This window comes from Microcoleus sp. AT3-A2 (assembly GCF_036705685.1).
In the GTDB taxonomy this organism is placed as follows: domain Bacteria; phylum Cyanobacteriota; class Cyanobacteriia; order Cyanobacteriales; family Microcoleaceae; genus Microcoleus.
This window is the reverse complement of the sequence record NZ_JAUBVF010000026.1, coordinates 43,128-57,082: the sequence shown is the minus strand read 5'-3', so window position 1 is coordinate 57,082 and position 13,955 is coordinate 43,128. Positions and strand designations below refer to the sequence as shown.

Below are 13,955 nucleotides of genomic sequence, written 5' to 3'. Positions count from 1 at the left end.
AAAGTAAAAAGTTAAAAATGGCAATAGCGGCGCAATCCGCCACCTTGGATTTTTATTTAGAAAAAATTACCAATCACTGACAATGCACCTTCAAATTGAAACTGTCACTGTCCGCAAGCGGTTTGCCCTTACCATCAGCCGCGGTACAACAGCCCAAAGTACCAATTTATGGGTAAAATTAGCACACGAAGGAATCGAAGGCTGGGGAGAAGCATCGCCCTTTTCCACAGGTTCTCGGCCCCAAACTACCGAAATTTTGCTAGCTGCATTGCAGGAAGTTGCACCGCTACTAGAAAAGTTTACTCCGTTCGATCGCCAAAAAATCGAACAAGTATTAACAGAGGTCAACTTACCCTCAGCCGCCCGCGCTGGCATAGACATGGCAATGCACGACTGGCTGGGCAAAAAAGCAGGCTTGCCGCTGTGGAAAATGTGGGGATTAGATCGATCGCGCATCGTCCCCACATCCGTCACAATCGGCATTAATTCGCCGTCTGGTGCAAGAGAAAGAGTGCGCGATTGGTTTGGTAAAGATGCGACAGATCCAGCAAGCATCAAATACCGCGCCGTTAAGGTTAAATTAGGAAATCCCACAGGAATCGAAGCAGACAAAGCTATGTTAATAGCAGTGCTAGAGGAAGCGCCAGCTAACCTTAAAATCAGTGTAGATGCTAACGGCGGTTGGAGTTTAAAAGATGCAGCAGAGATGTGTCACTGGCTGGAAAAATACCAGATAAAATATGTAGAACAGCCGCTTTCACCCGTCGCAGATATGGAGGAATTCTCAGAACTGTACCGTCAATCGCCGCTGCCAATTTTTGCCGATGAAAGTTGCTTTAACAGTTCGGATATACCCAAGTTAGCGCACTGCGTCCACGGCATCAATATCAAAATGATGAAGTCAGGCGGATTGACCGAAGCAATGCGGATGATTCACACAGCAAAAGCCTGCAATTTGCAAGTAATGTTCGGCTGCTATTCAGATAGCGCGATCGCAAATACAGCAGCAGCACAACTTTCACCGCTAGCTGACTATTTGGATTTGGACAGTCACTTAAATTTATTAGACGATCCTTTCACAGGTGCGATCGTCGAAAATGGGTGTTTGCTGCCAAACGGGCGATCGGGATTGGGAGTGCGGCGAGTTGATATTGGAGAATAGAAGTAAGTAGGTCAGCGCAAATAAACTTTACCATGTAACCGAATATCAAGCTATCATAACCTTTGCAATTGTTTTCCTTCTGCTCCCGAAAGATACAGCTTCACTCACTGCGTCACGGGCTTATGTATTTTCAAGTTTCATTTACTTACCATGAACCAATGACAAAAAACTATCCTATCAAAAATGGCAAAGTTGCTATATTGTTCCACGAGGGAATTCTCGGTTCTTCCGGGAAAACAGGTTTAGCATTTTTGCGCTACAGCGAAGCACAAATTGTAGCAGTAATAGACCGCCAATGTGCAGGACAATCTTTACCTGAATTAACGGGCATTCCTCAACAAGTACCGATAGTTGCTTCCGTTGCAGAAGCACTGCAATTTGCGCCGGATATTCTGCTAATTGGTATCGCTCCTTCCGGCGGTGTTTTGCCTGCGGAATGGCTGCCAGAAATTAATCAAGCGGTAGCAGCAGGTTTGTCAATTGTCAACGGTTTGCACGCGAAACTTGCACCTTTGATAACACTTCCGTTAACCGAAAATCAATGGATTTGGGACGTGCGTCAGGAACCGAAATCTGTCGGTGCGATCGCCTCTGCTGCTGCTGCTCAATTAAGCTGCCGCCGCGTGTTAACTGTCGGCACAGATATGAGCGTTGGCAAAATGTCAACCAGTCTGGAACTCAATCGCATTTGCTTACAGCGGGGTTTGCGTTCCAAATTTTTGGCAACCGGACAAACGGGTTTAATGATCGGAAATGAAGGTATTCCTTTGGATGCAGTGCGAGTTGATTTCGCGGCTGGTGCTGTCGAACAAATGGTGATAAAATTGGGTTCTGAATGCGATATTCTGCACGTAGAAGGGCAAGGTTCGCTATTGCATCCGGGTTCGACGGCGACTCTGCCACTGTTGCGGGGTACGCAGCCAACTCACTTAATTTTAGCGCACCGAGCCGGACAAACTCACATTCGCAATCACCCGCACGTATCGATTCCAAATTTATCAAAAGTGGTCGAACTGTATGAAATGTTGGCCGCTGCTGCAGGTGCTTTTTCTGGGGGGAAAGTGAGCGCGATCGCCCTCAACACTCATCACTTAAATGAGGCAGAAGCGCTGTTAGCAATAGCTGAAGTTCAAGCAGAAACGGGATTGCCTTGTACCGATCCGGTAAGGTTTGGCGCGGAGGTTTTGTGGGAGGCGATCGACAGTTGATATGCTACAATCAACACCAACCAGCAAATAGCTACATAAAACTATGACACAAAGCATTCAAGCAAAAACACTGACACTGCGCGATGTCAAAACAAAATTTAATTGCCAACTTGCAGAAGAGGAGCAATTCTTCCGGGAGTGGATTGACGATTTACCAGAAATTACTGATGAAGAAAAGCGATATTTAGACAAAGTAAAGGCTGGCTATGCTAACAGTGCCGACTACCCCATGATAGAAGATACCGTAAAAATGGTGGTACTGGCTCCCTTGCTATTTTTAGCAGATTTATACTTGAATCCCTTTCACATAGAGGCAGAAAAATCGGTGGAACTTGTCACCGTGGATGAAAATATACTTGTCCGGGGAAGTATTGATGTTCTGCTTTTAATAGAATCTTTTTGGGTTGTTGCGATAGAAGCGAAGCGATCGCAATATTCCGTTGAAGCTGGACTTCCCCAGTTACTATTTTATATGCTGAATGACCCCAGTCCAGACAGACCAACTTTTGGGCTTCTGACAAATGGCAGCAACTTCAGATTTATCAAATTGATTAAACAAGACACTCCGCAGTACGCTTTATCTTACGAGTTCGTAATCGATCGCGCTAATGACTTTTACGAAGTATTTCGCATTTTGAAGCGATTATCTGGTATGATTTCCAGTTACAGCAGTTTTACTTAAAGGCACCATATGGAACTAGACTCAGAAAATAACGATAAATTTACTAAAGCTCATTTTATGGAATCATAATGAATGAAAGTTTTTTTTCGTTGCCGTCTGAATGCGCCATCCGCCCGGCCTGTGATCAAGACATCAAATCAATTAGAATGTTAGTGTGGAGCGCCAAGCTCGATCCTACTCAGTTGCGCTGGCAGCAATTCTGGGTGATAGAATGCAGCGGGGATTTGGTAGCTTGCGGACAGTTGCGGAACTTTGCGGGCGCGCAAGAATTGGGCAGTTTGGTGGTGGCGAAAGATTGGCGCGATCGAGGTTTGGGAAGCTACCTCACAAAATATTTAATTCAACAAGCTACAGAACCGCTATATTTAGAATGCTTGGGAAAGCGACTCGCATCATTTTATACTCGCTTTGGCTTCGTAGAAGTTTCCGTACAAGAATTGCCGCAGTCGCTTAAATTCAAGTTCGGTTTGTCTCAATTAGCTAAAACTTTATTCAGAATTCCTGTAACAATTATGCAGTATCAAGCAGGTTGTCTATAATTATGACTTTTATGAATTTAAGATTCTGAATTTATGAATGGATTTTAAGTTCGACCTGTTCAATAATTAGATAACAGGGTGCGATCGACCTGCATCGATCAAAAACTCCTACCGCCTCCTGATATGTGCGTCATTCTCGATCGCCTATTTTCTATGCCTAAATAGGTAGGTACAAATCAATATCGCATGGGGAGGGTGGGTGAGTTGCCAAGTTTACTTGCTTATATCATAGATCCGCTTACGGGCCCCTAATGGCGCACAGGGTGTCAGAAACGGGGTTTTTAGGGGTTTGGTGCGTAAGTTACGGACTAGATATTTATGGATATTCCGGATTGGGCGATCGAGACTGCGTAAGTTCATGATTCACCGTTCGCGGTAGTCCAGTTGGCTAAATTGGCACAGCTACCAGCCTGATAGCTAGGCAAAAACCGTTGCAAAATCGTTGTTTGCAGGCTTTAAAGTGTCATGTGCCAGTACCAGACTCGGAAAGTGGACTGGCGATCGCCCCAAAGATATTCGACTCCTGGCAAATTAGTAAGTGTAAAGCAAGTGAGTCACAACCCAATCAAAACATTCAACCCAAAAATAAAACATCTTCACAGCAGCAGTAATGCGGAATCAGCCAATCTCTAATGTAGCTAACAACATCTACCATTAAGGTAAATCCCACCAAATGCTCAACCACTAAATCCTTAATTCAATACCTCGGAATTACTGGATTTAGACTCCCGGCAACCGCTTCTCAAATCCCCTCAACATTTCCAAAATTCTTTGCCTTTTATCCTGATAAAACCACGGAAGGCAAGAACAATGAAATATCAAGGCAATCAATCAATCTTAACCGAGGAAATGCAGCCTCTCAACTAGCACAAACAGACAATTACACATCCCTATATTTTAACACCACAGGAGTAAATATCATGTTCAACGTAGTAAAAGCTTTCGGCTCGATTTTCTCTACCCAAGGATACAGCGCAGCTAACAATATGCTCATCAAAAATTACATCAACACCAATTTTAACTACTTCAACGAAGAAGCAGTCGTCGATGAATCGATTTACCCGAATCAAACAGGTCGCGTCCGCTTTCAAGGTAGCTGGTGGCCCGCACGGTGCGATCGCCAAATCACCCTCACACCTGGAGACACGGTTTATGTCATCGGCGTTGACAACATCACTTTGTTAGTTTCCCTCGCTCCCGCAGACTAAATCAGATCATCAGCGACCTGGTCATCAATTTCAACCAGGAAATGCTACTTTTTCAAGAGCATAAATAGGCGATAAAACTTCGATATATATTAACACAAAAGGAGTCAACAAAATGTTTAACGTAGTAAAAGCTTTCGGTTCTATTTTTTCTACTCACACCTACAGCACAGAAAACAATCTCTTAATGGATAACTACATCAACACCAATTTTAACTACTTCAACGAAGAAGCAGTCGTTGATGAATCGATTTACCCGAATCAAACAGGTCGCGTCCGCTTCCAAGGTAGCTGGTGGCCCGCACGGTGCGATCGCCAAATCACCCTCACCCCCGGAGATACGGTTTATGTCATCGGCGTTGACAACATCACTCTGTTAGTTTCCCTCGCTCCCGCAAACTAAACTATAAAGTAATCTCAACTTTTTCACTGTCTGAGCCCCGACTTATTCAATAAGTCGGGGCTCAGACTATTTTGTTTTTTAGTGGCAATTTGGCGATCGCTTCCACTCAACATCTGACGCAAGACAGCAATATCTGCCTCAGTTTATTTACCAGTTGAAATATGGCCGATCGCGCTACAATAAAATGGCATTTTTGAGAGCTTGTTTGTTGAGGCGATCGCGGAGTTGAGATTCGCTACTTTCTCCGCTGACTGCTGCTTTTTCTGATGCCTTAGCGATCGGTAGTGGTTCGAGCAGTTTGGCTTGAGCTTCCTGAATTGAAGGGTAATTTTCTGCCCAGGATGAAATCGCTTCTGAAAGGACATCGATCTCATCGGATAAGGGTTCAATTAGCTGGGCTAGTTCGGTTAATTGTTCGGCCCCGAAGAGCGATCGCTGCTGAGTTAATAGTTCGATAAACGAGTCGATCTTTTGTTCGGGGAGTGACATCGATTCCCGTTGGATTTTGTTAATTGTTTGGCGAACAAATTCGAGAGACAAATCTAATAATTGCGCGATCGTCTCTAAATTCATTCCAAACGCTATCATCCGACGAATGGCTTCTAACTTCGCCTGCCGCTCACCTTGTTCTAGTCCTTCTTCTAAGCCTTCTTGCTTGACTTCTTGGTAAAATCGAGTTTGTCTGAGTTCGCTTAAATTCAACATGGCGGCAATTTCCTCGCGGCTTTTCTGGGGGAGTTTGTAGACGATAATTGTTTCGATGAGGTTAATTAAATCGCGTAGAACGGTTGGATCGGACAACTGTTGTCGGGCCATTGCGATCGACTGGCGTGCTTGTTCTGCTGCTGTCTCTGCTGGCTCGATTACCAGTTTAACAACTTTCACTCCCAGCGATCGATCTGCGGCTTCTGGCAATTCATCGAGGTAAATCCGTTGGACGCGCTGACTCGTTAAGAGTTCCTGAAATTGCAGCATCTGTTCGTGTTCGATGCGGCGATTGGGATAGATGACAACCACGCGCCAAGGATTGAGGGGTTTGTATTGTCGCAGATAGAGAAAGAGTTCGCCAAAGATGCGGTAGTACAAGTCGGCATCGGGTTGAAACTGAACTTCAGCTAAGTAAAATGGTTTTTCAGGTTCTTCGGTTTTGGGGAGAAATAACCCGTCGATGCGGAATGCGAGTTGTTTGATTTCGCGGGAGGTGAATTCATAGGCGGTAGCTTCGTCTGGAGGGCGATCGATCAGTTCAAAGAAGAAGCTAGGAAATTCCTGAAACAGGCTGTAGAAAATGGTGTCTGTTTTCATGAGTTGTCGATAATAATGGTCATGTTAGTTGGACCCTCAAGGCTTCAAGTTGTTGGTTCATCCAAGTTGTTGCCGTCGCTTCATCGGTTTCTATCGCCCGTTCTACTCCTGTTTTAGCAATTTCTAGCAATTGTTTAGATTTCTTATTTAGTTCAAAGCTCTCATTGAGTATTGAATTTATTTTTCGTTGAAATTGCCAATCAAATATAGGTATTGGCAGAGATTTTATAGAAGTTTGAGTTATAAGTGGTTGAACAGAACCTCCTGAAAGTTTATCCATCAACTCTCGATTAGGTCTTGTATTGAAATACAAAGTGTATACTTCAGGCAAAAAATGTTTTGTCTGAATTCGCCGTAGAGAAAGAACATTGTCAGAATAGATAGATCCATTCAATTCTTGATCTACAGTTCCAAAATAACCAATAGCCCCAACTCTAGCTGTCAAAATATCTCCTTCTCGAACAAATTTTGAAAAGTTCTTAGGATGAACATAGTAATCCTCATCAATAATTATTACCCCTCCAACTATATTTGTATTTCTAATATAGAAGTTGAGATTCTCCGACTTTTGAAAATATTGCTCTGAATATTCACCTGTTTCCACTACAAATTTATTACCTAGATAATCCCAGCCGCCAGAATATTTTTTGATATGTTTCTCCACCTCATCATATTTTGGCTGGTAATACTCAGCGTCCAAGCGACCGGAGGACAGGAACGACTCGGCAAAACTCTTGACGGCAACGGTTTCTTCCGTGGGTTGCCAGTCCTTCAAGCCAAGCCCCGACAACAGCAAATTCTCAGCTTGTTGGTAGACTTCAATTGCTTTCAATCTATCATGGTGTGCTTGTTCAAATAATTCCTTGAGTCTTAATTGAAATTCAAGGTTCAACAGAGGAATTTTTACTGCTGCTAGTTCTTGAGCATTGACATTTGACTGATTGATTGAAATCCTAGCCCGTCTTTTTATATCCCAAATTCCTAAACTCGAATTTAAGAATGCGACTAAATATTCAGGTAAAATTTTTGACTCATCAGTTCTTAGTCGTATTAGATAAGATGCGAAAACTAAATCTTCATCTGAGAAATTTCTAAATATGCCTGTTCTTCCAACGAATGCAAAAGAATTTGTTCTATTGAAGAGAATATCCCGGTCTTTTAGTTTGAAAGTTTCTATATCTACAGAAGAAATATCGGCCCACTTTGAAACCTCGGTATCGCAGAGCATATTATGAATTTCATTCATTCTGTAGATTTTTGTACCTTCACCTATTTCATTCATCTCTATTGAGATTCCGTACTGAACGAAAGTTAGGTTTTTACCAACATCACCATAACTATAATTTGGATTTTGAATAGGTGGTCTTCGATGGAACTCACTATCAATTCTAAAATCTTTATTTTCTAAAGCTTCATTCAACAAAATTTCAATTGCTTCTAGCCCATCCATTAACTGCTGATACTTTACAGCATCAAACGGTGTCACAAATGGGCTAGGTTCAAAAAAACTGAGTTTCTCCTTTTTGGCAAACTCCATAAATGCTTCCGCAATGCCGTCTTCCGTCAGTCCTTCGTGGTTATACAAGTCATGATCCACTATCAGGTGATCGTGAGGGTCGAGCAAAAACTTTCGTTCCTTTTCCTTTTCGGATAAACCTTCCTCATCTTTAGGCACAATGCGGCGATAAACCTTGTCGCCAGAGTTGTCTTTGCCACTCTTTCGCATCGTCGCAAAAAAGATGTTGTAGTCATCCCGGCGCGGGCAGAGTGCGCCCGCATTCGGGTCGTCATTCCACTTCTGCACAAACAGCACCGAAGTCTTCGTACCCGTGTGCGGCTTAAACGTATTGCCATGCAGCCCCACCACCGACAAAATCCGGCAGCGTTCCGCAATGAAATCGCGAATATTCTTATCCGATGAATTATTAAACCGTCCTTGAGGCAGCACGATCGCCATTCTGCCCCCTGGCTTCAAAAAGTCCAAGTTGCGCTCAATAAACAAAATGTCGCGCCCGACTTTGGTTTGCCACTTGCCATCGCTCTTTTTAGCTAAGTCATAACGGGCGATCATGCGCGGTTCTTTGATATCTCCGGCAAAGGGCGGGTTTGCCATCAACACATCAAACTTAAACTCTCGATAGTCTTTGCTCCCTTTAGGTCGGAGTTTTTTTAAACGATTAAACCCGGGGAAATAAACGCTTTGCCAATCTTCCTGTTGCGTGACTTCATCCCACAGTTCATAATCCAGCGTGTTCAGGTGCAATACATTCGTTTGTCCATCCCCGGCAATCAAGTTCAGCGTCCGCGCCACCCGCACCGCCTTTTCATCAAAGTCGATCGCAAACACCTTCTCTTCCACATATTCACTACAACGGGGTGGCTTATCTTCCAAAGAAAACAAATGACTCGCCTGCAATCCCTCATCCGCTAAAATCTGTCGCCACACATGGAAAATTGTATGCACCGGAAACCCCGATGACCCCGCTGCCGTGTCGATCATGTACTCATCCTCTTGCGGATTGAGCATTTTCACGCACATATCAATCACATAGCGCGGCGTAAAATATTGCCCTTTATCTCCCTTGCTACTTTGGTTGATCAAATACTCAAACGCTTCATCAATCACATCCAGGTTGGAGTTAAACAGCTTCACATTTTCCAACGACGACACACATACCGACAAGTGAGACGGCGTAAGGCTAATCTTGGCATCTGTACTAAAAACCCCTTCCCACTTTTTTTTCGCTCCATCAAACAAATCTTGAATCTTAGTTTTGAGAGCAGCTTCCGTCTGTCCCGTATTTCGGAACTCCAGAGAACGAGTTTTGCGTCGATTCCCCTGCCCGGAATACCACTCATCATAGAGCTTGGTAAAAATCAGCTTAAACAACTCTTCAAACACATCCACCCCAGCATTTGCTAGTACCTCATCTTCCATTTCTTCGATCAAAGTTTTGAGGGATTTATTCTCTTTCACCAACTTGTCATTGGCGATCAAGTCTTCCAGCGTGAACTTGATCTGGAGAATATCTGCCAAGGTTTGATTGGCATTGGGCAAACCGGGGATATCTTCAAAATAGTTGGGATCTTTGCGCTGGTAATAGGAAATCTGATCCCCATTCGTCCAAATGGCGATCGGCGCACCTGTAGCATTACAGTAAGAGCGAAGCTGGTCTTTCCCATCCTTCAGCTTCGGCTTCTTTAGCTCCACCAGCATATACACCGTGTTCGGACGGTCTTTGTCCATTACCACAATGTCTGCCCGTTTCACCTCCCGCCCAAAGTTCACCCCATACTCCACCTGAATGCGACTGATGGGATAATGCAAGCGATCGGTCAAAATCCGTAAATATAGCTGCCGGATCGCTTCCTCTGGCGTCAGCTTAATCGCCTTCTGACGCACCAAACACTCCGTATAGGGGACTTCGCCGCTTTTGGTTGCCTTGAGGGTAATCGTCTTTTCTAACTCCTTAATTTCAGCCGCCGTAAATTGCGACAGCTTGTAATTTGAGTCTTTGAGAATATCAGCTAAATTCATTAGGCGCTACACAATCGATTCTACGGGTTTTATCCGTTATAAGAGTTTAGCGCCATTTCGACATTTCCAAAAACCAATTTTTCAGCGTGCCTGCGTAAGTCCTGTCTTATCTAATTTCCGCAGGGTTTATTGAAATCACCCCTGCCTTGAGTATGCTTAAATAAGCTTAGACACTCACCAACCAGATTTAAACCAGTGAACTTTCAATCAGTCATTGCCACCTTAAACAAATTCTGGAGCGATCGAGGATGCCTGATCGCCCAATCCTACGACACAGAAAAAGGTGCAGGAACCATGAATCCCCACACCTTTCTCAGAGCAATCGGCCCCGAACCTTGGTCTGTCGCCTACATCGAACCCTGTCGCCGCCCCACCGACGGACGCTACGGCGAAAATCCCAACCGCTTCCAACATTACTATCAATATCAAGTTTTAATTAAACCCTCTCCTCCCAACATCCAAGACATCTATTTAGACTCCCTCAGAGCATTAGGAATTCGCCCAGAAGATCACGACATTCGCTTCGTAGAAGACAACTGGGAATCGCCCACCCTCGGAGCTTGGGGCGTCGGCTGGGAAGTCTGGCTCGACGGCATGGAAATCACCCAATTTACCTATTTTCAACAGTGCGGTAGCATTGACTGTCGCCCCGTTTCCATTGAAATTACCTACGGACTAGAACGCCTTGCAATGTATCTCCAAGAAGTCGATGCGATGACGAAAATACAGTGGAAAGATGGCATCACTTACGGCGACGTTCACCTGCAAGGAGAAATAGAACAGTGTACTTATAACTTTGAAGCTTCCAATCCGGAATTGCTGTTTACTCTATTTGGATTGTACGAACAAGAAGCCGAACAATTGACAAAACAAGGATTGGTTTTGCCTAGTCTTGATTATGTGTTAAAATGTTCTCACACTTTCAATTTACTCGATGCTAGAGGTGTGATTTCGGTAACTGAAAGAACTCGGTATATCACCAAAATTCGCAACTTGGCGCGGCGAGTTGCCCAGCTTTATTTGGAACAGCGCGAAAAACTGGGTTTTCCTTTAGAAAAAGCTGTAAAATTTTGAGGAGGAAAAGGATAACGACACGGATACACGGATGAATTTAGTTGCGATCGTCCTCGACTCATACCAATTTTATAGGTCGTTGCATAGAATTCCGATCCCCCCTAACCCCCCTTAATAAGGGGGGGACAAGATTCCGATCAAAGTCAACCCCTACTCCCCTTCTTAAGGGGGATTTAGGGGGATCGAAATATGTGCAACTTTTTGGGATTTTTAATTAATTAAATGCCTAATTATTCGGAAAATAATACAGAAACAAATCCTCAACTGCGAATTGACGGTGTAAGCTTGAAAACACCGATCGCCTCAAGCTACTTATTGGAAAATATATCGTTTCAGGTAGACAAGGGATCTCGCGTGGCAATTGTTGGCCCTTCAGGTGCCGGCAAAACAACCCTGTTGCGACTGCTAAATCGGCTCAGCAGTCCCACCAGCGGCTCGATTTATCTGGAAAATACAGAATATCGCCAAATACCTGCGATCGAACTCCGCAAACAAATCACCCTCATCCTGCAAGAATCCAAGCTTTTGGGAATGTCGGTGCGGGAAGCATTGGCTTATCCTTTAAAGCTGCGCGGCGTGACTTCATCAAACATTGCTGAGAGAATTAACGGCGCGATCGAACAACTGCACATACCCCAAGAATGGCTCAATCGCACCGAATTGCAGCTTTCCACAGGCCAAAAACAGCTCGTGGCGATCGCCCGCGGCATCATCCTACAACCAAAAATCTTGCTTTTAGACGAGCCAACATCCGCCCTAGACGCAGGAAAAGCCGCCCACCTTTTGCAAGTATTGACACAGCTAACAAACGGCCAAACCACTATTGTAATGGTAAACCATCAATTAGAATTAGCCGAGCAATTTAGCACGCGAATTCTGCATTTACAGCGCGGAAAGCTGATCGAAGATTTGCCCTCTCATCAAATAAATTGGGTGCAACTGCGACAAAATTTAATCCAAGCAGAAGCAGAAGCCCAACAAGAATGGTAAATAAGCTAAAAAACATTTAGTTGGCATTTTTAAAACTCTTAAAATTCTTGTGGGGTGGGCATTCTGCCTGCCCCAAAGATACAGCGCACTCCGATCCCTACAGAATCAATGAGCTCCCCCAGCACCCGCACCCGCTTTCACCTTTTTAAAACCCAAAATAGCAATCCCACTTAACAACAAAGCAATTCCCACAAAATAAAAACAATCATTAAAAGCCATTACATAAGCTTCACGGCGGACAAGATTATCAATTACCTTAATTGCCTGGTCTTTTGCCACGCTTAAATCTGCACCACGACTCACAAAATACTGAGTCATTTGATTAAGTCGCTCCTGCGTTGCCGGATTGTACAAAGAAACAGATTCCCCCAATCGATTCGAGTGAAATTGCTCGCGCTGCGTCACCAAAGTTGCTAGCGCCGCAATCCCTATCGAACCTCCCATATTTCGCATCATATTAAACAAACCAGAAGCCGAACCAGCCTCGTGTTTCTCCATACCAGCAGTGGCAATAGTTGACAGCGGCACCATAATTAAAGGCTGTCCCAATGCCCTAACTAATTGCGACCAACGCAACTGATCGATACCCGTATCGTGAGTCATGCTGGCATTCATAAAACAACTCACCGCAAACAAACTCACACCGATACCAATCATCACCCGCATATCAATTCGCTGCATCAATTTCGGCACCATCGGCACGATGAATAACTGCGGCACGCCGGCCCACATAATCACCTCGCCAATTTGCATGGCATTGTACTGCTGAATCTGACCTAAATACAGGGGCAAAATGTACACCGAACCGTACAATCCCACCCCCAAGGAAATATTCACAATACTAGCTAAACCGAAATTGCGGCGAGTCAGCAAGCGCAAGTTAATAAACGGTCGTTTGCGAGTTAGTTCAATCCAGAAAAAAGCGCTGAGAAATATTGCTGCAATTATGCTTAAACGCACAATAAAATCAGAACTAAACCAGTCCTTGCGGCTTCCTTCTTCTAACACGACTTGCAGGGAACCCAAGCCGATCGCCATTGAGGCAATTCCCCACCAGTCGCCCTCTTTTAGCAGTTCGAGTTTCAGCGGTGCGGGGGCGACGGCGTACCACACAGCAGCTAGCAGCAGCAGCCCTGGAATTAAATTTAAATAAAAGACATATTGCCAGCCGTAATTCTCAGTCAGCCACCCTCCCAATGTCGGCCCGATGGATGGTGCAAAAGTAGCTGTCATTGCAAACATCGCCATGCCGATTGGCTGCTTTTTGGGAGGCAAATTCGTCAGCAAAAATGTAAAAGACATCGGGATTAAAATGCCGCCTGAAAACCCCTGCAAAGCCCGAAATACAATCATTGAATTCAAATTCCACGCCCAAGCGCAGCACATGGAAAAGAATACAAAAAAAGCGGCATTTACCAAGATGTAGCGACGGACTGAAAACACCTGCGACAGCCAACCCGTAATCGGAATTACTACAATTTCTGCGACTAGATAGGCGGTGGAAATCCAAGAACCTTCTTCTAAGGTTGCGCCTAAAGCTGCTTGAATATCTCTGAGAGACGCGTTGGTGATTTGGATGTCCAAAACTGCCATGAAAGCGCCGAGAATTGTTCCCATGACGCCGATCCAGGTTTTTAAGGGAACGCGATCGCTCTGCTGTGGTATTGCACTTGTATTTGCCATTGGTTTCACCTCTGGTTGCGTAATTAATTTGGATGTTTTAACCGCAGAGGGCGCAGAGGGCGCAGAGAAATAGATAAAGAGAGAAGTTTACAAATTGTTGAGGATTGCTAGAGAGACAGTCAGATATTAGCTTTGGGAATCTTGTTTAATGTTGGCATTTGTGATG

General features: G+C 44.4%; 11 protein-coding genes. 8 read left to right on the top strand and 3 right to left on the bottom strand.

The window, feature by feature from the left end:
* Positions 1–82: 82 nt before the first annotated feature.
* From QUB37_RS16230 to QUB37_RS16205, 6 genes are all read left to right on the top strand, one after another.
* Positions 83–1,162 (top strand): dipeptide epimerase, encoded by a 1,080-nt coding sequence (locus QUB37_RS16230; protein ID WP_333163690.1) that lies wholly within the window; start codon positions 83–85, stop codon positions 1,160–1,162.
* A gap of 158 nt (positions 1,163–1,320) precedes the next feature.
* A complete protein-coding gene (locus QUB37_RS16225) occupies positions 1,321–2,370 on the top strand; it encodes a DUF1611 domain-containing protein (protein ID WP_333163688.1) in 1,050 nt (349 codons plus the stop codon).
* 43 nt (positions 2,371–2,413) lie between these two features.
* Positions 2,414–3,052 carry a type I restriction endonuclease gene (locus tag QUB37_RS16220; protein ID WP_333163686.1) on the top strand — a complete coding sequence of 213 codons (639 nt, stop codon included), beginning with the start codon at positions 2,414–2,416 and terminating at the stop codon, positions 3,050–3,052.
* A 68-nt stretch (positions 3,053–3,120) separates the two neighbouring features.
* Positions 3,121–3,591 carry a GNAT family N-acetyltransferase gene (locus QUB37_RS16215; protein ID WP_333163684.1) on the top strand — a complete coding sequence of 157 codons (471 nt, stop codon included), beginning with the start codon at positions 3,121–3,123 and terminating at the stop codon, positions 3,589–3,591.
* A 920-nt stretch (positions 3,592–4,511) separates the two neighbouring features.
* Positions 4,512–4,799 carry an NfeD family protein gene (locus tag QUB37_RS16210; RefSeq protein WP_333121703.1) on the top strand — a complete coding sequence of 96 codons (288 nt, stop codon included), beginning with the start codon at positions 4,512–4,514 and terminating at the stop codon, positions 4,797–4,799.
* A 112-nt stretch (positions 4,800–4,911) separates the two neighbouring features.
* Positions 4,912–5,199: an NfeD family protein gene (locus QUB37_RS16205; RefSeq protein ID WP_333163682.1), complete on the top strand. Its 288-nt coding sequence runs from the start codon at positions 4,912–4,914 to the stop codon at positions 5,197–5,199.
* Between the two features lie 174 nt (positions 5,200–5,373).
* Here the strand turns inward: QUB37_RS16205 and QUB37_RS16200 are convergent, their stop codons facing one another.
* Both QUB37_RS16200 and QUB37_RS16195 read right to left on the bottom strand, forming a co-directional pair.
* Entirely contained in the window at positions 5,374–6,504 is a 1,131-nt protein-coding gene (locus QUB37_RS16200; protein WP_333163681.1) for an Rpn family recombination-promoting nuclease/putative transposase, read from the bottom strand.
* Positions 6,505–6,523: 19 nt separating this feature from the next.
* Positions 6,524–10,042: an N-6 DNA methylase gene (locus QUB37_RS16195; RefSeq protein WP_333163678.1), complete on the bottom strand. Its 3,519-nt coding sequence runs from the start codon at positions 10,040–10,042 to the stop codon at positions 6,524–6,526.
* Positions 10,043–10,237: 195 nt separating this feature from the next.
* On the opposite strand from QUB37_RS16195, the gene glyQ reads away from it, so the two are divergent.
* Both glyQ and QUB37_RS16185 read left to right on the top strand, forming a co-directional pair.
* Positions 10,238–11,116, top strand: coding sequence for a glycine--tRNA ligase subunit alpha (gene glyQ / locus QUB37_RS16190; protein WP_333163676.1), 879 nt, complete (start codon positions 10,238–10,240; stop codon positions 11,114–11,116).
* 222 nt (positions 11,117–11,338) lie between these two features.
* On the top strand, positions 11,339–12,106 hold the full coding sequence (locus QUB37_RS16185; protein ID WP_333163674.1) for an ATP-binding cassette domain-containing protein: 768 nt from the start codon (positions 11,339–11,341) through the stop codon (positions 12,104–12,106).
* A 105-nt stretch (positions 12,107–12,211) separates the two neighbouring features.
* Here QUB37_RS16185 and QUB37_RS16180 read toward each other — a convergent pair whose 3' ends face one another.
* Complete coding sequence (locus QUB37_RS16180) at positions 12,212–13,789, bottom strand: DHA2 family efflux MFS transporter permease subunit (RefSeq protein ID WP_333163671.1); 1,578 nt, start codon at positions 13,787–13,789, stop codon at positions 12,212–12,214.
* Positions 13,790–13,955: the final 166 nt, after the last annotated feature.